The following is a 19,433-nucleotide window of genomic DNA, read 5'->3' as shown; positions in this document are numbered from 1 at the left end:
CATCTAGACCAACTTATTGGATTCATCGTCCTCTCATCCACCAATTGCACCTCTTAGTCCTACATGTAGTGCCGCAGCCGCTGTTATACGAGATCTACGTCCCACCCAGCCTAAAACATGTTTCTACAATTAGGGGTGGACAGTTTAGTTGACGGGATCAATGTTCCACGCACCCGGACTTCCTACCCTAGCTACTGATATAATAGATTCTATTAAAAAGGGTCAACCAGTAATAACTGGTTAACCTTATAATACGAACGCACCCGTTAGTTGAAGTACAATTCTCTAGAAAACAATTACTTAGAGGCAGAAAATACTATTATTTGTGTTTAATTTCTACCTCCTCACGAAGAGGTTTTAATTCCTTTAGGAGTTCTTTTGCTTTTATCGGTCGAGAAGGATCATCTGGTTCTACTGAATGAACAAACGAAATAAAATTAAGTTTTTCTATAAGTCTATCTAAGATGCCTTCCTCATCTCTTTGCCAATTACCATCGAAAAAATTTAACTCTTCATCGTGGAAAATGCCATCTTCAATAGGGAGCTCCTATTTTTACCGTACGAGATTATTCATAACGCAAAGCATCGATTGGCTCGAGCTTTGCTGCTCTGTTTGCGGGCAAAAGCCCAAAAACAATACCAAGAAATATCGAAAAGACAACTCCTAAAATTACGATTGGTCCAGATATAAGTGGTGGCCATTTCGCAAAGGAAGAGATTATGTAAGCTCCACCTACTCCTAAAGCAATCCCAATAACCCCACCAATCAGGGTAATCATCACCGATTCAATTAGAAATTGTAATAGAATTTTCCCTCTTGTAGCCCCCAAGGCTTTCCGTATTCCGATTTCACGTGTTCGTTCCGTCACCGAAACAAGCATAATATTCATTACACCTATACCACCAACTACGAGAGAAATACTTGCAATTCCTCCAATTATCATAGTCATAATATTAGTGACTGTTGAAATGCCTTTCTGGATTTCTTCAATATTAAACACTTTATAGGTTCCATCCAAATCATCTGACTTTGTATCATTTAATAGATTTGTAGCTTTTTCCCCAGCCAATTCAATTTTACTTGCATCCTTTGCTTGGATAGTTACAGATTGAATATCTTCTGTTCCGTACAAAACAGGCCATAATGACAGAGGCATTAGAATTTCTGGCATGCCCATCCCCATTAAGTCATCATTTACCTTATACACTCCAGCTACTTGGAAAGGCTGCCCTTTGATTTCTATAATCTGACCGACAGCTTTGTGTTGATTAAAAAACTTACTTGCCGCCACCTCATTAATCATAATGAATTGGTTTGATTGAGCAATGTCACCTTCGTGCAGCTGTCTCCCTGAAATAATATTTAGCGCATTCACAGAGAAATAGGTATCAGTTACCCCGTAGATTTGACTGTCAATCTTCTTTTCGTTTATCGAAAGGGTCTCCATTGCGTTATTTGTGGTGATGACTTCTGCTACTTCAGGAATATTCTTAAGCTGTATTAAGTTTTCTTGAGAGAAAGCAAGGGCCTGATTTAAGGCCATGCCCATTGGATCTTCACTATTAGGTAAATAGTTAATTTCAATCGTATTGTTTCCATCTCCCGCAAACTGGGATTTTAAAGCGGCTTCTCCGCCCTTTCCGATTGCTACTACCATGATAATTGAACCCACTCCAATGATAATGCCCAGCATGGTAAGGGCAGAACGCAGTTTGTGAGCAATAATAGAGGAAAAGGCAATTTTCATACTATCAAGTAAAGTCATGCCTTACTCCTCCGGTCCTCTAAGATTTTCCCATCTTTTAAGAAAATACAGCGGGAGGAGAAAGCTGCAACTGTATCTTCATGTGTGACCATCAAGATAGTTGTCCCTTCCTTATTCAGCTTAGCGAAGAGATTTAAAACTTGTTCTCCAGATTTCGAGTCCAAAGCCCCGGTAGGCTCATCTGCCAAGATAAATGAGGGATTATTGACCATAGAACGGGCAATGGCAACACGCTGTTTCTGTCCGCCAGATAGCTGATTGGGAAGATGGCTGGTCCGGTCCGACAATCCTACTTTTTCAAGTACCATCAGTGCCTTCTCTCGCCTTTCCTTTTTAGGAAGGCCACCATAGATTAGGGGCAACTCGACATTTTCCGCAGCTGTTAGCCTAGGAAGCAGGTGGAAGTGCTGGAATACAAACCCTATGTATTTGTTCCGTATAAGAGCGATATGCGCTTCTTCGGTTTCCGGTATATTCATACCATTTAAAGTATAGGTACCAGCTGTTGGACGATCAAGGCAGCCTATGATATTCATTAAGGTCGATTTCCCTGATCCTGATGGACCCATAATCGAAACAAATTCACCCTTCTCTACTATCATATTGATATCATACAGAACGGGAACTTCAAGCGTTCCTTGATTATAAGTTTTAGAGATGTTTTGCAGGCAAATCATCGTACTTCCATCCCATCATGGACCTTAGAAGTCGGATTCAAAACAACCTTGTCTTTAAAGTCAAGGCCTTCTGTGACTTCAACCCAATCCCCATTACTGACTCCTGTTGCCACCTGCTGCCTGCGAAGTCTCTTACCGTCCAGGACGAAAACATATTGAGATTCCTCATCTTTAATTATACTGGTTCGACGCACAGCAGAACTCACGGTACCAGGGAGTTCAACCTGAATGGATACATGGTAACCAGTGGATAAGCCTTCCTTAGAGTTAACAGATGCTTTGAAATTATAATGGGAAATATTTTGGGTACCTTGTCCTGACGAAGAGAATTCTGCGGCACTACCATTTTCAGAGGTTGGAAATTCACTTACCTCGGTTATTTTTCCTTTCCATGTTCCACTCGTATTCGCTTTTGAACGTATGGTGATCGGCTGGTTCGGCTTAATATACATTTTTTGTAATTCTGTCAATGTTCCTTCTATCAGGTAGTCACCCTCTGCGATGATTTGGACAATAGGGTTGCTGACTTCGGCTGTTTGCGAGGAACCATTTAATGAATCCTTGTTTACACTTTGTATCAGTCCCTCCATCGAACTGTAAACGACTAAGTCGGCGAATTTCCTTTGTAAATCATCGGCCTGCAATTTAATTTTCTCGAGCTCCAGAGCAATGGTTCTTTGCTGGTATTCCGCGTCTTTTAATTGCGCTTCCAGGTCTGTCATAGTCTGCTGTGATTGTGTCTCCTGAATTTCATTCTGAAGCGGATCGGTAACCTGTTCCTTGCTTTTCTTTTTTTCATCTCGAATTTGTTCATTTATAAAATTTATTTTGCTTTGATTCTGTTCATACCGGGTGTCAGCCATCCGTCTATCAATTTGATTCTGTTTGATTTGAGTCGTTATTTCAGGATTTTGGTATGAAAAGAGTTTTTGATCGGCTTTTACTTTTTGCCCTTCTTTCACATATACTTCGTTTATTTTTCCCTTTGCGGTATCCGCATAAATCATCTCCCTTTTTCCAGGGGCTATCATTCCAGAGATGAGCTTAGTATTTGTGATCTCTTTTTCAGTTACACTTGCAAACTTTATGTTTTCTGCTGTTTTTATTGCTTTATTTTTTACGATGGCTATATTGGCTCCAAGAGCTGCTATTATAAAAACGATTACTCCAATGAAAATCCATTTCTTTTTTGAACTTTTTATGGATTCTGGCTGCATGTTCATTTCATTTTCCCTTCTTGATTTCTAAAAAAAATTTTGTATATGCGTGAATTAGGAAGGATGCTCCTGTGATAGTCTATTAAATGAAATAGATGAATATGAAGCCTGGAACACAAGTAACCAATACGTAGATAAGGCTTAATTTAATCCATTCCAGCAGTTTGCCTGGTAGAATACCCTTTTCATATAAAAAGTAGCATATAATAACAGGCTTCACCAAAAAGTTTACTGGTGAAAATAGAGTGATGTTCTTCAACATTTCTATATCTTGTGTTGTTGGCAGCAGGATTGTGGACATGATGATATTAATTACCATGACACATAATGATGCAAGCATGATGGGTTGGGTAAACTGTTTTATCCTGAGCTTCCGTTTGTAAAGGAAATATACACCCATGTAGATTAAGAGCATTTCCATTCCCAATGTTGCCACCAGAATAAAAAGCTGAGAGAAAAAAGAAATAATCAACATTAATACGTCTAGATTTTTAATATCTTTTCCGAATGTTGTTAAAAATCGGTCGTACTCTGGGATAATATCGGGAATATAGGATATTTGAATGTAACAAGATACCAAAAGTGCAATCAGCAGGCTGCCAATTAAAGGCATACCCTTAAATTTCTCTAAAACCATGTAGGATCACCTCATATTAATTTAGGAGTAATAAATGCTTCAACGGCTGCCGCAAATACCGTCAGAAGCAAGATGATAATAAATATTCTTGCTGTATTTCTAATGGCAAATTGATTAAATGCTTTATTCCTAATCATCCCTATTAATTTCCAAGGAATATAAATCCCTAATGAAATCGATAAAATCATGGCTGGGATTTCGAATATACCATGAACCATAAACATGCTGACTACATCACCCACTGAATCCTCAGTAAGCAATGTAGCTGTGATGAAACCCATAGAAAAGAAATTAATAAACAAATAGATAATAGAATAGACACCCAAGGTAATACAACCCAAAAGGATTGCCGTAAACTGTGCCTGCAAATTATGAAAAAACAATGCTGTGAAACCAAAGCTTTCATCTATTGGCTCTTTCTCCAGGTCCATGGGGAAAAATAAGCCTAATATATATAATAGGAGAGCAATAAGAGTGACCAACGAGACAACTTTTTTGAAAGTCATTTTAAATCCCGCTAACTTTTGATAAAAATATATCCTGGCTTGCATTGATTTGGATATTATGAGTCACAATATCATTGACACTTTTCTCCTCAGAATGTGTGGAGAAAATGACGACTGCTCCAGTTTCAGTCACAAATTCCTTAATAAACTTCAGGACCTTCCCCATGGATGAACGATCAAAGTTCACAAAGGGTTCATCAATCAATACTAATTTCGGGGTATTGATAAAAGCTGTAATAAATGCTACTTTCTGTTTTGTCCCTAGAGACAAATTTTTAATCAGAACGGGCTTGAAATCTAAAAGCTCTAATTCCAATAGCATATTATTGGCAAATTCTTTTGCCTTTTTTTCATCTGCATCACATAGGGATATTACTAAGTCGATCATTTCTATTACAGTAAGATAGTCATACAAAAATGGATCATTGGGAATCAGTGTAGTCAACTTAATAAACTCTTTATAGTTATTCTTTAAACTAATCTCTTCTAGTAAGACGTCCCCTTGAAATTTAGATATCCCGCCAATAATGTTTAATAAAGTGGTTTTACCAATCCCATTTTTCCCGGTAACAGTTACGATAGAGGATGAAGGTACCTTCAAACTGATGTGATCAAATACCTTCCTACTAGAGTATTCCTTCGATATTTCACAAAGATGCAGCATTTTTACCCTCCTTAGCTAAAGACAGATATAACTTGATGACACAAAACAGCAGCAGTACAAATGTATAGATTAGTGTACTGATATAGATATATAGAAGCTGTGATTGGGCGAGAGTTAGAGATAATACAGGTATCGCATAGAAAATCGGTATTCCAAATACAATAAAATTTTCTGTTGATTTAGAGGTGAGCACTGGTGCTTCCATGATTTTGATTTCCTCATAGCTGAACTTTCCAGTATTAAAGATCCTTGCTACCAGGATTGTGACTATAATGATAAAGACCAGAACATAACTGGAAACCGTCCAATAAACATTTAGCGGTCTATACAGCAGAGTCAATGTAAGGAATGGAAGCAATAAGATAAAAAGTTGAGAGAATGTTGTTTGGATTGTATATTTATACAAATACTTTTTACATGAGTATTTCTTAATAAAGTAATAGGTTGTTCTCGTAAACGGTTTTTGTAAAAGTTCATTATATAAATAATGAGTAATCAATAAATTGAATATTGCGGGACTGTAACACAATAATAGAATGGTTAAAGCGAGCGGTATTTTATCATTCTGGTTTAAAAAAGGATAAAGCAGGATAATGATGCTTGTTAGTAAAAGGCTACCACCTCTTATGTACAAAAGTTTTCTTTTAGAATCAAACCCCCTTAGCAACAGACGCTGGAAGATGTGCTTCTTGCTAAAAAGCTTATAAAAACTTTCTTCGTTTATAACAAGGATGGCTGGTACGACTGATTTTGTTTGGAGACAATAAAAGACAAAGCTGAGGCTAAGAAAAATTCCCCCCATTATCATTGAAAAAAGAAAGATCACCTTGGTATCAATAAAAATATCCCCGCTATCACGGAAATAAGGAATTATTAACTGATCTAGATCAAATGGGTATATCCTTTTTAAGTTAAAGGAATTTAGCAGAATAATAGAAAAGGCTGCAACGAAAAGTGTTATTAGTCCTTTTACCACTCGTTCATGTAGCCGGGTGATGTTAATAAATAAGAACGTAAAGCCCATCAAAAAATTTAAAAGAACCAGCAGGATACCGCCACTTAATACCCATAATGACTGGTTAACAAATATGTATAAAATGAATACAGCTATTAAATATGTAATTCCTGTATAAATAAACGAACTATGGAAATATTCCAGACTAATTTTATGTATAATAAAAGCATTGACTTTTCTTTTTGGAATAAGCCTCAAGACAAATTCGAAATCTTTCTTTATGGCTGAAATATTGACCTCTCCATATTTGGAGTGAATCAGGAATATGGAGTGGAGGATACTTATTAACCCGCTAAATAATAAACCTTCTATGATGTGGGCGGAATACAATGATCCCAAAATTGTATATAAAGCTAGCATAAAGAAGACTGGAACAACTATTAAGCATTTGGCGGACTTTAATAAAAAGTCCATGATTTTATTTTTATCTTCTTCTAAAAAAATATCGAGGAAGCCCTTATACATTAAATAAAGACTATCCTTGCTTCTCCTGTTATTATTCAATCGAATATACTTAAAGTATGATACTTTTTTCATTTCTCTTGTTCACCCTCTTATAGTAAGAGTGCAGGAAATAAATTAAATCCTATTTCCTGCACTTTCCGAGCCTTATAATTGAATTGCGGCGTATTTACCAGCAGTCATAGCCAGTTTTTGAATTGTATATCGATAAGCAATGATTGCAGCAGCTGCAGTAATTCCAATTCCTGTTAAAGCCATTAAAAGGCTGATGTAGCTTGCATAATCCAACACTTTAAAAACTACACTTGCAGCACCAAAGCTTAATCCAGTTAAATTCATAATACGATTCATGATATTTCCCCTCTCAAATTCCATCGTTTTTTTACTAGTTCATACAGTATGTATTAATAGCGCATTGATTAATAAATACTATCTTGCTAGTTTTCTTTTGAACTATAGTTGGATAGCAGCATATTTGCCGACTGACATTGCCAGCTTTTGAATCGTGTAACGATAAGTAATGATTGCTGCGGCTGCTCCTATGCCGATTCCGGTTAGTGCCATCAAAATACTAATGTAACTTGCATAATCAAGCACTGCAAAAACGGCACTTGCCGCTGCAAAACTTAAACCAGTGAGCTTCATGATATGATTCATCTTTCCTAATACCTCCTTCCTTATAAATACATTTTACATAAATGGAAGTTACAAATTACTTATAAAAATCAGATAATTTGTAAATCCCTATAAGAATATATCACAATATTATCCATTATAGGAATATTTTTATTAAAAATGTAGGATATAGATAAAAATACCTATTCATGAACCAGGCATTTAACCCTACTCCAAAAAGAAAATGTGTATGTATGCATGTGACTCTAATCCTTTTTTGAATCTTTCATTTTTTATTCTGCACTTAATATAACTAAGAATATCTACAGATGTTGTCGTTTTTTGTCCTCTTTCATATGAATTTGCAATCCTGAACTTATCCTTTGTGAATCCAAATTTTTGGTTTCTGCACCTCCTAAAATCAATTAAAGCTTTTCCTTTTATACTGTTGAATCATATATCCTCTCTAAACATTAGAGTAGGAATGCTCAAAACTATTAGATATCTCTATCTGCCCGTTTATAAAGACTTTAATGACACTCTTCGTTTCATAGACGTGGATTTCGGTGTTTTTTAGGGCCATTAACGCAACGGTTTACCTTAGGCTTCCCTACCCAAAAATCCGAATTCGTTCTTCCACTTTCTTGGCAATAATGGATAACCCCTTTTCAACCAAACGTGTAAATGCAGCATCCTTTTGTTGTTCCTCTACAATTCAAGCAATATAAAATTAGATGAAGTTTTTATGCCCGAATACCTTTTTACCCTAATATTATAGAACCTTTGTTAAGAGGCATTGGGATTTATTCAAAAAAATCCCATGAGAGATTATCAATCTTCCATGGGATATGTTTTGTGGCAAATATTTTTTTATGTGAAAAGGGTTTACACGGATCATCCAACTATGGCGTACAAAAGTGCGAGGACTCCAATTAAGCAGATTGCTATCGCTGTAAAAAAACCGTTTTTAAAAAGAGATTTCACTAGTCCCTTTTTGTTATTTTCCACTACTAATCACCTCTTGCTGTTTATATATTCCTTCATTTCACTCGTATTCATAAGCCTACTATTCGCCCTCTACTGAAACTTTTGAGGATTTTCCACATAAAATTGTACTAATCCGCATTTAGGGCATATGTATGGCTTAATATCAGTAATAGCATTTGAATTTGGCCCGAGCAGACTTTTTTTATTCTCCTTTTTATAAACCCGGAAAGGACCTGCATGATCTAGCTCTCCCTCAGTCATTGTAATACCACATTTTAAGCAAGTTGGCTCCATTTACTTAACTCCCTTCTCTTTTGTCAGATGATTCCACTCCATTGTTTATCAATATCCTCATTACCAGATTTCTATTCCCATAGAAATTCAGCTAATCTTTTAAAAGATGAGATAGGATTATTAGGAAACTTTTACTAATAATACAAGTATCAAAACCTTATGTCAATGTACTAGAGTAACCATTTACAGAATATGATTTTCCTACTATAAGAGGTTAATGAATTTTATTGTCCTTCCTTTTAATGTATTAAATATAAAATCAATTAGATGACTATTGTAATTATATACATATATATATTACATGTTTTACCATTAATAAAAATGTTAGAGACTCAAGTCCTATACCCTTTCTATTCAATTATTAGTGATTTGAATGTGTAAATGTCTTACTTAAATAGTATATTAGTTAAGAATCGTCTAACAATTTTTATTAAAATACACCATCACAATACAATACAATACAACATTTCCGTCCAATTCTTTTTGGCCAGGAACGCCGATTTTCTTGTATTCGGCACCATGAAATAATGATTTTGAACGTGCTTTGAATGCCTTGGAACCGGCAACGATCGTTTTATACTCTTCACCGTCAATTATTTCCTTAACATCCCCATAAGCATATTCCGCACTGAATTTAATGTGAAGTAAGCCCTCCCTTTGCATTTAGGGATATTCCAACAAACAAAAGTAGTTTCGTTCCAAATCTGAAGAAACTCAAATTGACGAGGTTCTATTTTAAGGAACCAGTTCAGTTCAATGTTACTACCAGATATCTTCCATTTACCAAAATGACTTTTCCTTCTTTCTTCATACTACCGCTCATTTTTCAGAAAATTTAAAATAACCTCTTGTAGACATCATACCGAAGAGGTTATTTATCAAACTTTATTATAAATTATCAGTCTTTATTTTAAATAATCGAACTTTGTTTTAAACACCATTCGCAACCTCATCCGTATCATCAATATGAATTAAATCGCCATCTTCCACATCTTCTAATTTTAATGCCTTATGGCAACAATTCACCATTGGAAATCAATCGTTTATAAGCCAGCGCCTTATCCAAATCTTTAACCGTCTGAATATTTTCCGGTGTCACTCGGTTACCTCGAATGGCATCCAGGATACTTAGACACCTCAAAAATCGCCTTTTGTTCAGCCATAGTTTTTTTTACTTCTTCTTCAATTTCGGCAAAGTCCACAGACACTTTTTTAGGTTTAACTTTTTCTATATGTACAATCGGTTTGTAATCGAACCTCATTGTGTATATAGATAATAAAGTTGTTCAATTTTGCTCTTGAAAATGCTTCAATTACCTAAAGATAGATTTGATATGTGGTATTAAACGACTTTATTGTAAATCAAACAACTTTATTGTCACTGCACACAAAATCCTCGGCCTTCTTTAATCCACTTCTCAATTTTAGATGTTCTTTTTCTTTTGGACATAAAAAAACACCCCTTTGGATCATAACCAAAGGGGTGTAGCTTCGCAATTTTCAAATCTACAAAACATACATTGCATTCATTCCAACTTACTCAACCGTTACACTTTTCGCAAGGTTACGTGGTTTATCCACGTCACATTCGCGGTGCAAGGCAGCGTAGTAAGCAATGAGCTGCAGCGGGATAACAGAGATAAGGGGTGTTAATAGTTCATTCACTTCCGGGATGACGAAACGGTCATCCTCTTCTTCCAGACCCTTCATGGAAATGATGCAAGGGTTGGCGCCGCGGGCAACCACTTCTTTGACATTTCCACGGATGCTTAGGTTGACGCCTGCTTGAGTGGCAAGGGCTATGACAGGTGTACCTTCTTCAATCAAGGCGATCGTTCCGTGTTTAAGCTCTCCTCCAGCAAAGCCTTCTGCCTGGATGTATGATATCTCCTTCAGCTTAAGGGCCCCTTCAAGAACAACATAGTAGTCAAGGGAACGGCCAATGAAGAAGCAGTTTCTTGTAACGGACAAATATTCACGGGCAATGGCTTCCATCTCTTCTTTCGAATCACAGAGGGCTTCCATTGCTGTCGCAACGATTCCAAGCTCTTTTACAAGGTCGAAATCATACTCCATTTTACGGAATTGGCCAGTTACATTTGCTAATATGGACAGGACTGCCACTTGAGCTGTGTAAGCCTTTGTAGAGGCCACGGCTATTTCAGGTCCAGCATGCAGCAAGAGCGTATAATCCGCTTCACGTGACAATGTAGAGCCCGGTACGTTGGTGATGGTCAGGGCTTTATGACCAAGCGCTTTGATGGACACTAATACGGCACGGCTATCTGCAGTTTCACCACTTTGTGAAATGAAGATGAATAACGGTTTTTTCGATAATAACGGCATATTGTAAGTGAATTCCGATGCCACATGGACCTCAACCGGAATTTCAGTCATTTTTTCGATGAACTGCTTACCAATCAATCCTGCATGATAGCTGGTTCCGCAAGCGATGATATAAATTCGGTCAGCCTCACTTACCGCTTCAGTAATGCTATAATCGATTGCCAGTTTACCTTCTTCATTTTGGTATGCTTGAATGATTTTACGAATGACAGCTGGCTGCTCGTCGACTTCTTTAAGCATATAGTGAGGATACGTACCTTTTTCAATATCACTTGCATCCAGTTCAGCAGTATATGGAGCTCGCATAACTTCTTCGTTGGAAAGGTTCTTAATCGTTACCTTTTCACTTGTCACGATAACCATTTCTTTATCCATCAGTTCAAGGAATTGATCTGTGACTTGCAACATGGCCATTGCATCTGAAGCGATAACGTTAAAATCATTTCCCACACCGATCAGCAGCGGGCTTTTATTTTTTGCGACAAAAATGGTTTCATCATTTTCAGCATCCAAAAGGGCAATGGCATATGAGCCTTCTAATAGAGTGAGTGTTTGACGGAACGCCTCTTCCACTTCCATACCATCGTTTACGAACTTCTCAATGAGTTGAACGATGACTTCCGTATCCGTTTCGCTTTTAAAGGCAACATCCTTCAAATATTCACGTTTTAGAATCGCATAGTTTTCAATGACCCCATTATGAACTAGAGTCAAGCGACCTGAATTACTTTGGTGAGGATGAGCATTCTCACGGCTTGGCACACCATGGGTGGCCCAGCGTGTATGTCCTATTCCAGTATATGCAATAGTGTTATCATCCACGGCTCCGCGTAAGTCCGCGATTCGTCCCTTTTCCTTGAAGATTGTCACGCCTGCATCATTTTTCACAGCAATCCCTGAAGAGTCATATCCGCGGTATTCAAGTTTTTCAAGACCCTTTAATAAAATTTCCTTTGCATCATTAAGTCCAATATATCCAACAATTCCACACATAATTTCTGTTCCTCCAACCGATTCGAGGGAACAGGAATGCACGGGGGCATCCCTGCCCCCTCATCTCTAATATATTTTTATAAAGGAAATGCCCTAAAGCACTTTTTCCCATTGTACATTTCCGATCCTTTGTGCAGTAAGTTGCCCTACTGTTTTAAGATTGGAATTACTGCGGCTGTGCACTTCAGCCGGGAGGTATCCGCCGATCATTCGATAAACCTCCTCCTCGTCAACTAAGCCTTTCTCGACCAGACTTAGTTCAGGCGCTTTTGTAAATCTGTTTCTCCTTGCCTACCCTCCTTTTTAAAAACAACCATTTTAGAGAAAATGAGTTGTAAATCAGGATAATCATACCTTAAACAAGGGACATGGGTCAATTCTTTATTACCAAGACCTACGAAAAAGAACTTCTTTATAAAAATATGCATAAAAGGAAATTTCGTTCCTTTTATGCATTGGATTGGTTATTCGTTTATTCCCATTTCCGCTCTTACCACCGAGACGATGCGATCTACATAATTAGTGCATTCTTCAGCAGTCGGTGCTTCAGCCATAACACGGACTAGCGGTTCCGTACCGGATGGTCTCACCAAAATGCGACCGTTTCCGTTCATTTCCCCTTCGACTGCCTTAATGACTTCCTGTACCTTTTCATTATCAGTTACAGCATGCTTATCGGTAACTCTGACGTTGATGAGTGTCTGTGGATATTTCTTCATCTCGCCAGCGAGCTCTGATAAGGTTTTTTGGGTGTCACTCATGATGTTCACAAGCTGTAAGCCCGTCAATAAGCCATCTCCTGTGGTGTTATAGTCCAGGAAGATGATATGTCCGGATTGTTCGCCGCCAAGGTTATAGCCGCCTTTTCGCATCTCTTCCACCACATAGCGATCCCCCACTGCCGTTTGGGCGCTTTGTATACCGTGCTCTTCAAGACCTTTATAAAAACCAAGGTTGCTCATGATCGTAGAAACCACTGTTCCCTGTTTCAAACGATTATTTTCTTTCAAGTATTTCGCACATATATACATGATTTGGTCGCCGTCCACTATATTTCCTTTTTCATCTATGGCAATGACGCGGTCTCCGTCACCATCGAAAGCAAGTCCAACATCCGCACCTTTTTCTTTTAAGAATTCAGCAAGTGCTTCAGGGTGGGTGGAACCTACCTTGTCATTGATGTTCAAGCCATTGGGCGATGCCCCCATTGTAGAGATGTCTGCATCAAGATCCGCAAACAAATGCATGGCCAAGGCTGATGTCGCCCCATGTGCACAATCGAGCGCAACATGAATGCCTGTAAAGTCTTCATCCACTGATTGTTTCAAGTACTGGAGATACTTTTGCCCACCTTCGAAATAATCGTTCAAATGGCCTAAATCTCCGCCAACCGGGCGTGGAAGTTCATCCTTTTCCAAATCTAACAATGTTTCAATTTCCTCTTCTTGATCATCGGATAGCTTAAAACCATCCGGTCCAAAGAATTTAATGCCATTATCCTCTACCGGATTATGCGAAGCGGAAATCATGACACCTGCTTCGGCACTTAAGGCCTTTGTTAAATAGGCAACTCCCGGTGTCGAAATTACACCCAGGCGCATCACTTCAGCCCCAATGGATAATAGACCGGCAACAAGTGCACCTTCCAGCATTTCACCTGAAATTCGTGTATCGCGCCCTATGAGCACTTTGGGTTTTTCTGTATTTCTAGTAAGAACGTAGCCACCAAATCGGCCCAGTTTAAATGCCAACTCCGGTGTTAATTCACTATTCGCTATACCCCTTACTCCGTCTGTTCCAAAATATTTACCCATCTTTATCGCTCCTTCTTCGAATCGTTACTGAATTAAATGATGTTAAAGGAAGGTTATGTCTCTTCGGCTTTTGGAGTAATGGTGACCGAAACCGTTTCAGAATCCAGCTCCCAGTCCACTCCCTCAGGCACGTTTACCACCAGTTCTACATCATGCGTACCTTCATCTAAATTACTCACATCTACTGTAAGATTAATGTCGTCTTTAGTTATTTTCTTCAAGTCATCCGCCTCACCAAGCAAGGTGATGCTTGTTACATCGGATTCCAATTCGGCATCTTTGTCATCCTGTATGCCCACAGGAACTATTTTTATATTGCTGAATGTTTTAGACTCAATGGCAGCCGGTTCATCTTCTTCGACTACTTGCTCTTTTTCTTCTTGTTTTGGTTCAGTTTCTGGTTCTTCCTCTTCTTCAACTGGCTCTGCAGTCACTTCATCTTCATCTACATCCACTTTCTCTGTACGAATCTTGACCTTTGCCTTACCCAAGGACATTTTTTGTACATTTTCCGGTTTAGTAAGATCGAGTTCCAATTCTGTATCACCATCAATTTTCGAGATATTTACAGGAAGATTTATTTCACTTATATCCCCAAGGCTCGTTTCTGACCCAAATAAGGTGACCTCTTTTGGATCGACACTTATACTCTTGATCCTGATGCCATCCTTTGCCTTCCCAGTTTGCTTTGGTGTTATAGACACCGTTTTGGAAGGAATGCTCACTTTTAAGGAAACGGCAACTGAAGCGGGCTCGATCGTCACGTCCAACTTATTCAAGTCCCTGTCCAGGGCTTTAACGGTTGCCTTGCCGTTCACCGTTTCGTTAAGTCCCTTACTTATTTCAAGGTTTGCCTTTACATAGGAAATTTGTTCAATCGCATCTTTAGCACCCGTAATTTTGACAGTTTTTGGGCTAACTGTTGGTTGACCGGCAGTATATCCCTCTTCAAGTAAAGAGCTATTATACTCGGCTTCAACGGAGAATTCCTTCGTCACCCGTTCCTGAACGTTGACTTCCGCATATTCCGGATCGATCGTCGCCACTAACTTTTCATTCAACTCACTTATTTTAAATGTGACGGTTCTGTCCCCCATTGAGATTGCAGGATCAGAAAGGTCTACATACACTTTAAAGTCCCTTTGGTTTTTCGCATTTATCAATAGGCTTTTTGCTCCCTTTAGAGTAACATCAACCGTTTCCGGCACTCCGCTGACCACTAGATTCTCACGGTCATAGTACACTTCAACCGGTACATTTTCGATGGTCTCCGTACTGATTTCAGGGGCCGTCGATAAACCAAGGGATTTTTTATCCGACTCCATCTCAAAGTTAATGGAAATGAACAAAAGTGCTGCCAAGGCAAAAGCTACGATTCTCATAAACCAAGCGCTATTGGTGTATTTATCCATTCTTTTTCCCCCTCCAGTTAAAGATGCTTGAGGAAGTTGATTTGATGTTTTCCACTACCAGTTCACTTGTAAGCATGGCCCTAAATGATTCTTGATTCAAATCCCGGTAAAGTTCCCCGTTTTTAGTGACGGATATCCCTCCCGTTTCTTCTGAAACGACAATCGTAAGACTATCCGTAACTTCACTCATGCCTATGGCTGCCCTATGCCGTGTGCCAAGCTCCTTTGATATGAATGGACTCTCTGATAATGGCAAGTAGCAAGCTGCAGCCGCCACCTGGTTATTTTGTAAAATAACTGCGCCATCATGGAGCGGCGTATTAGGGATGAAAATATTAATGAGCAGTTCTGAAGAAATATAGGATTTTAGGGGTATTCCCGTTTCAACATAATCCCCCAGCTCTGTACCCTTCTCTATCGTAATCAAGGCCCCAATCCGCCTTTTTGCCATATAAGTGGACGCCTTTAGGATTTCTTCGACTAAACGCTCTTGCTGATTCTCTTCTGGAACGGTGCCCCTTGCAAAGAGCTTCCCGCGTCCTAATTGTTCTAGTGCCCTTCTCAGTTCAGGTTGAAAAATGACGAGAATCGCCAATACTCCCCAATTCATGACTTGTGCCATTAACCATCCGAGTGTATTGAAACCAAACAGGTTGCTTAAGCTTTTTACAATGACAATTACAAAAATTCCTTTTAGCAGCTGAATAGCCTTCGTGCCTCGAATAATAGTTAACAATTTATATATCACAAACCATACAAGGAGAATATCAATGAAATTTACTACATAGTCCCAAACAGTCAAATTGGTTAAAGACATGTTGTTTCCTCCAGTCAGTATTACTCCAAATACCAATTACAATCTTTATACGATAACCTTAATAGTATACCATTTTTTAAATGATACATCTAAAAACTAGTGTGGTAAATTTACATGGCAAGAACGAACCATGCAAAATGGTTCCCTTCCCTTAAAAAAATAAAGCTGAGCGAAGTCACCGTATATGAAAACGATGCTCTCCTCCCAGCTCTATTCCTTATTCATTTTTTTCCTCTTTAGCAGGAACCAACGAGGTTGCAGTATCCTTTACTTTATACCACATCCACTCAAAAGCTTGGTCAATAACATGGATGCTCCCAGTCACATTCCCTGCCTTAGACATATATTTATGCCCATTTATGACTGTCACATCTCCCTCTACTTCACCATCTATTTGAATGTTGCCATTTTGAACTACCACATCACCCTTGATTGTCTCACCCGCAGGCACAATCACCGTTTCACCTGCGACCACTAAGTTAGGCTGCTTTGATACTGAAAAATGTTCGTCCTGATTATAAGTGGAAAAAACAGATCCTGTCATCAATATGATGAACATCGCTGCCGCTGTCATGAAGGGATGGCTTTTGAACCAACGTTTGGCGCCCGTTGTTTTCGTTTCCTTTGGCAATTGAGCCATAACCTTTGCTGTAAAGTCATCCGGTGCCTTAATATGGGAAGTGCTTTGTACAAGAGCGACCGCCTTTTTCATTTCATGAAAGTAATTCCGGCATTCAGCACAGTTGTGCAAGTGCTCCCGTAAAACTTCTTTATGCTCCGGTTTGATGTCCTCATCTAAATAATCATGCATATATTCAATGATTTCCTCATGGCAGTTCATTTTTCTCACCTTCTTTTTATAAATGGCGTAGTTGTTTACGCAAGGCTTCCCGACCACGATGTATTCTCGTCTTAACCGTACCGACTGGCAAATCTAATATTTCACTGATTTCCTTTAAAGATAACTCTTCAATATACTTCAATACGATAACCGATCGGTATTTCTCGGGCAATTTCATTATTTCCACTTGAATGGTTTCCTGTAGTTCTAAAGATTCAACTTCTTCCTCGGGTTTCGCCATATCTGATGCTATTTGGGAATACATATTCAATCCCTCTGTCCCTGCCACCTCTGCATCTAGATAGTAATCCGGCTTTTTCTTGCGAAGGCGGTCAATACAAAGATTGGTCGCAATCCGATATAACCATGTAGAAAATTTCATTTGTATATTGAAACTACGAATATTCACGAAGGCCCTTACAAAGGCCTCTTGTGCCAAATCCTCTGCTTCTTGCCTGTTTCCGAGCATCCTGAAACATATCTGGAAAACTTTGTCCTTGTAAATTTCGACAATTTCCCCAAATGCATTATGGTCTCCCTTTAATACTTGATTAATTCTCTCTTTAATGAGTGCATCCATTTTCCGGTATTACCCCCGCTCATGCGGCTATACGATTACTACGAATCGTAAGCTAAAAGGTTTCAAAAATTTAATACATTAATTTTAACAAAGTTTTACATTTAATGTTTAAGAAAAAAAGAACAGGGCTATATAGTAAGAAATTGTAAAATTCGAGGGAGTGAATCTCTATATGACTGCTGAACAAATTTTAGACCATATTGAACAATACAGACAGAAGATGATGATTTTGGCTTCCCGTTCTTCGATGGTTGATAATGAAGTTATTGAAGTTAGCAGCAAACTGGATACTTTAATCAACGAATACCTCCATTTAACTAAAAATGGAGATCTCACACACCGACGTGCTCTTAAGTGAATATGGATATGGGATTGCAACCATCTATTTATAGATATGTTCATGTTACATACACCCTGGAAAATAAACCTACGTCTTCTAGCATATAAAAAACAGTAACCCATTACAAGCCGGTTACTGTTTCTTTTATTTTTTCAGTTATAATAACTTTTCTCCAAATAGCGAACCCATTAGAGCCACCGCAACGATTGCCGTTTTATTCCGCTCATCTAAAATGGGGTTCACTTCAACGAATTCAGCTGATGTAATCAAGTTGGCTTCAGCGAGCATTTCCATGGCCAAATGACTTTCCCGGTAACTTATGCCACCAATCACCGGTGTCCCCACTCCGGGAGCATCTGCTGGGTCAACTCCATCCAAATCCAATGAAAGATGGACACCATCCGTTCTTTCCCTTAAATAATCTATGCATTCTTCCATGACCTTTGTCATTCCCATACGATCGATCTCATGCATCGTAAATACTTTAATCCCTTTATCACGGATAAGTTCTTTTTCCCCTTCATCCAAAGACCTTGCCCCAATTATTACGATGTTTTCCGGTTTCACTTTTGGACCGGAACCATGGATATTGATTAGGTCCGGATGTCCAATTCCAATACTGACAGCTAAGGGCATTCCATGTATATTCCCCGATGGCGAGGTTTCTTCCGTATTTAAATCCCCATGTGCGTCATACCAAATCACACCTACATTTTCATAGTGCTTTGCGACTCCCGCCAGTGTTCCTATAGCTATTGAATGGTCTCCTCCCAATACAAGCGGGAAGGAACCACCTTCTATTATTTCATCAACCCTTGCAGCTAACAGGGCGTTACCCTTTGCAACAAGCGATAAGTTTTTCAGGTTGGTCCCAGGCTTATTTGCATTTTCAGGCCGTCCTACAATTATATCTCCTAAATCCTCTACTTCTATATTTAACTGTTCAAGACGCTCGAAAATATCTGCGCAGCGAATGGCACTAGGTCCCATATCCACGCCCCGCCTTGCTTGACCAAGGTCCATAGGCAATCCAATGACGGAAATTTTCTGAATAGACATATAATTCCCCCTTTCACCCATTTTATATCGTATATGCCAAGTGGTTCAACTCGACATTTCCATGTATAATGATGCAACCTTTTCATACCTAATACGCTTTTTTTATAAGACCTATGAAAAAAAACCTTTCTAGACATAGGTTAACCCAAAAATGCTTTTATACAAAAAAAAGTCTTAAACCATTTTGGCTTAAGACGTAAGTTTTGGTGTATGTAGTTGATGGTGGAGCCTAGCGGGATCGAACCGCTGACCTCCTGCGTGCAAGGCAGGCGCTCTCCCAGCTGAGCTAAGGCCCCTAAGGAATTTAAAATATATTAAGCGGAAGACGGGATTCGAACCCGCGACCCCAACCTTGGCAAGGTTGTATTCTACCACTGAACTACTTCCGCAA

17 protein-coding genes, 2 tRNA genes and 1 pseudogene are annotated in these 19,433 nt (G+C 38.8%); 1 reads left to right on the top strand and 19 read right to left on the bottom strand.

From position 1 onward, the window contains the following. Positions 1-566: 566 nt before the first annotated feature. The 16 genes and pseudogenes from QUF94_RS26585 to sigW form a co-directional block, all read right to left on the bottom strand. Complete coding sequence (locus QUF94_RS26585; RefSeq protein ID WP_289318683.1) at positions 567-1,766, bottom strand: ABC transporter permease; 1,200 nt, start codon at positions 1,764-1,766, stop codon at positions 567-569. Continuing rightward, entirely contained in the window at positions 1,763-2,443 is a 681-nt protein-coding gene (locus QUF94_RS26580; RefSeq protein WP_289318682.1) for an ABC transporter ATP-binding protein, read from the bottom strand. The genes QUF94_RS26585 and QUF94_RS26580 overlap by 4 nt, the downstream gene beginning before the upstream one ends. After that, positions 2,440-3,666, bottom strand: coding sequence for an efflux RND transporter periplasmic adaptor subunit (locus QUF94_RS26575; RefSeq protein ID WP_289318681.1), 1,227 nt, complete (start codon positions 3,664-3,666; stop codon positions 2,440-2,442). Before QUF94_RS26575 ends, QUF94_RS26580 begins: the two co-directional genes overlap by 4 nt. A 76-nt stretch (positions 3,667-3,742) precedes the next feature. Further along, on the bottom strand, positions 3,743-4,297 hold the full coding sequence (locus QUF94_RS26570) for a hypothetical protein (protein ID WP_289318680.1): 555 nt from the start codon (positions 4,295-4,297) through the stop codon (positions 3,743-3,745). A gap of 11 nt (positions 4,298-4,308) precedes the next feature. After that, positions 4,309-4,803, bottom strand: a complete 495-nt coding sequence (locus QUF94_RS26565) for a stage II sporulation protein M (RefSeq protein ID WP_289318679.1) — start codon at positions 4,801-4,803, stop codon at positions 4,309-4,311. Between the two features lies 1 nt (position 4,804). Then, positions 4,805-5,467, bottom strand: coding sequence for an ATP-binding cassette domain-containing protein (locus QUF94_RS26560; protein WP_289318678.1), 663 nt, complete (start codon positions 5,465-5,467; stop codon positions 4,805-4,807). Then, entirely contained in the window at positions 5,451-5,807 is a 357-nt protein-coding gene (locus tag QUF94_RS26555) for a hypothetical protein (RefSeq protein WP_289318677.1), read from the bottom strand. The genes QUF94_RS26560 and QUF94_RS26555 overlap by 17 nt, the downstream gene beginning before the upstream one ends. Before the next feature lie 1,284 nt (positions 5,808-7,091). Then, entirely contained in the window at positions 7,092-7,295 is a 204-nt protein-coding gene (locus QUF94_RS26550; protein ID WP_289318676.1) for a hypothetical protein, read from the bottom strand. A 102-nt stretch (positions 7,296-7,397) separates the two neighbouring features. Further along, entirely contained in the window at positions 7,398-7,589 is a 192-nt protein-coding gene (locus QUF94_RS26545; protein ID WP_289318675.1) for a hypothetical protein, read from the bottom strand. A gap of 1,695 nt (positions 7,590-9,284) precedes the next feature. Further along, positions 9,285-9,476, bottom strand: a pseudogene (locus tag QUF94_RS26540) (thioredoxin-disulfide reductase); the annotation flags it as partial. A 900-nt stretch (positions 9,477-10,376) separates the two neighbouring features. After that, entirely contained in the window at positions 10,377-12,179 is a 1,803-nt protein-coding gene (glmS, locus tag QUF94_RS26535) for a glutamine--fructose-6-phosphate transaminase (isomerizing) (RefSeq protein WP_289318674.1), read from the bottom strand. A gap of 464 nt (positions 12,180-12,643) precedes the next feature. Further along, positions 12,644-13,993, bottom strand: a complete 1,350-nt coding sequence (gene glmM, locus QUF94_RS26530; protein WP_289318673.1) for a phosphoglucosamine mutase — start codon at positions 13,991-13,993, stop codon at positions 12,644-12,646. 53 nt (positions 13,994-14,046) lie between these two features. Beyond that, complete coding sequence (locus QUF94_RS26525; protein WP_289318672.1) at positions 14,047-15,405, bottom strand: CdaR family protein; 1,359 nt, start codon at positions 15,403-15,405, stop codon at positions 14,047-14,049. Further along, positions 15,398-16,222, bottom strand: coding sequence for a diadenylate cyclase CdaA (cdaA, locus tag QUF94_RS26520; protein WP_034304935.1), 825 nt, complete (start codon positions 16,220-16,222; stop codon positions 15,398-15,400). Before cdaA ends, QUF94_RS26525 begins: the two co-directional genes overlap by 8 nt. Positions 16,223-16,439: 217 nt before the next feature. Then, complete coding sequence (locus tag QUF94_RS26515) at positions 16,440-17,063, bottom strand: anti-sigma factor family protein (protein WP_289318671.1); 624 nt, start codon at positions 17,061-17,063, stop codon at positions 16,440-16,442. A gap of 16 nt (positions 17,064-17,079) precedes the next feature. After that, positions 17,080-17,643, bottom strand: a complete 564-nt coding sequence (gene sigW, locus QUF94_RS26510; protein WP_289318670.1) for an RNA polymerase sigma factor SigW — start codon at positions 17,641-17,643, stop codon at positions 17,080-17,082. Between the two features lie 172 nt (positions 17,644-17,815). Here sigW and QUF94_RS26505 point away from each other — a divergent pair, with 172 nt between their 5' ends. Continuing rightward, positions 17,816-18,001, top strand: a complete 186-nt coding sequence (locus QUF94_RS26505; RefSeq protein WP_289318669.1) for an aspartyl-phosphate phosphatase Spo0E family protein — start codon at positions 17,816-17,818, stop codon at positions 17,999-18,001. Between the two features lie 138 nt (positions 18,002-18,139). Here QUF94_RS26505 and rocF read toward each other — a convergent pair whose 3' ends face one another. From rocF to QUF94_RS26490, 3 genes are all read right to left on the bottom strand, one after another. After that, the gene (rocF, locus tag QUF94_RS26500; RefSeq protein WP_289318668.1) at positions 18,140-19,042 is read right to left on the bottom strand and encodes an arginase; all 903 of its coding nucleotides are present in this window, start codon (positions 19,040-19,042) and stop codon (positions 18,140-18,142) included. A 220-nt stretch (positions 19,043-19,262) separates the two neighbouring features. Continuing rightward, positions 19,263-19,338 (bottom strand) — tRNA-Ala (locus QUF94_RS26495). Between the two features lie 21 nt (positions 19,339-19,359). After that, positions 19,360-19,431: transfer RNA gene (locus QUF94_RS26490), tRNA-Gly, on the bottom strand. Positions 19,432-19,433: the final 2 nt, after the last annotated feature.

Origin of the sequence: Peribacillus sp. NJ4, assembly GCF_030348345.1 — a bacterium.
Taxonomy (GTDB): Bacteria; Bacillota; Bacilli; order Bacillales; family DSM-1321; genus Peribacillus.
Note: the sequence above shows the minus strand (reverse complement) of the source record. Positions and strands in the feature narration are given on the sequence as shown.

What these genes read in the sequence shown, in the direction of transcription:
- QUF94_RS26580 (WP_289318682.1), bottom strand. Translation starts at nt 2,443, where the DNA reads ATGATTTGCCTGCAAAACATCTCTAAAACTTATAATCAAGGAACGCTT.
- rocF (WP_289318668.1), bottom strand. Translation starts at nt 19,042, where the DNA reads ATGTCTATTCAGAAAATTTCCGTCATTGGATTGCCTATGGACCTTGGT.
- cdaA (WP_034304935.1), bottom strand. Translation starts at nt 16,222, where the DNA reads ATGTCTTTAACCAATTTGACTGTTTGGGACTATGTAGTAAATTTCATT.
- QUF94_RS26515 (WP_289318671.1), bottom strand. Translation starts at nt 17,063, where the DNA reads ATGAACTGCCATGAGGAAATCATTGAATATATGCATGATTATTTAGAT.
- QUF94_RS26545 (WP_289318675.1), bottom strand. Translation starts at nt 7,589, where the DNA reads ATGAAGCTCACTGGTTTAAGTTTTGCAGCGGCAAGTGCCGTTTTTGCA.
- sigW (WP_289318670.1), bottom strand. Translation starts at nt 17,643, where the DNA reads ATGGATGCACTCATTAAAGAGAGAATTAATCAAGTATTAAAGGGAGAC.
- QUF94_RS26585 (WP_289318683.1), bottom strand. Translation starts at nt 1,766, where the DNA reads ATGACTTTACTTGATAGTATGAAAATTGCCTTTTCCTCTATTATTGCT.
- glmS (WP_289318674.1), bottom strand. Translation starts at nt 12,179, where the DNA reads ATGTGTGGAATTGTTGGATATATTGGACTTAATGATGCAAAGGAAATT.
- QUF94_RS26560 (WP_289318678.1), bottom strand. Translation starts at nt 5,467, where the DNA reads ATGCTGCATCTTTGTGAAATATCGAAGGAATACTCTAGTAGGAAGGTA.
- QUF94_RS26505 (WP_289318669.1), top strand. Translation starts at nt 17,816, where the DNA reads ATGACTGCTGAACAAATTTTAGACCATATTGAACAATACAGACAGAAG.
- glmM (WP_289318673.1), bottom strand. Translation starts at nt 13,993, where the DNA reads ATGGGTAAATATTTTGGAACAGACGGAGTAAGGGGTATAGCGAATAGT.
- QUF94_RS26565 (WP_289318679.1), bottom strand. Translation starts at nt 4,803, where the DNA reads ATGACTTTCAAAAAAGTTGTCTCGTTGGTCACTCTTATTGCTCTCCTA.
- QUF94_RS26570 (WP_289318680.1), bottom strand. Translation starts at nt 4,297, where the DNA reads ATGGTTTTAGAGAAATTTAAGGGTATGCCTTTAATTGGCAGCCTGCTG.
- QUF94_RS26525 (WP_289318672.1), bottom strand. Translation starts at nt 15,405, where the DNA reads ATGGATAAATACACCAATAGCGCTTGGTTTATGAGAATCGTAGCTTTT.
- QUF94_RS26550 (WP_289318676.1), bottom strand. Translation starts at nt 7,295, where the DNA reads ATGAATCGTATTATGAATTTAACTGGATTAAGCTTTGGTGCTGCAAGT.
- QUF94_RS26575 (WP_289318681.1), bottom strand. Translation starts at nt 3,666, where the DNA reads ATGAACATGCAGCCAGAATCCATAAAAAGTTCAAAAAAGAAATGGATT.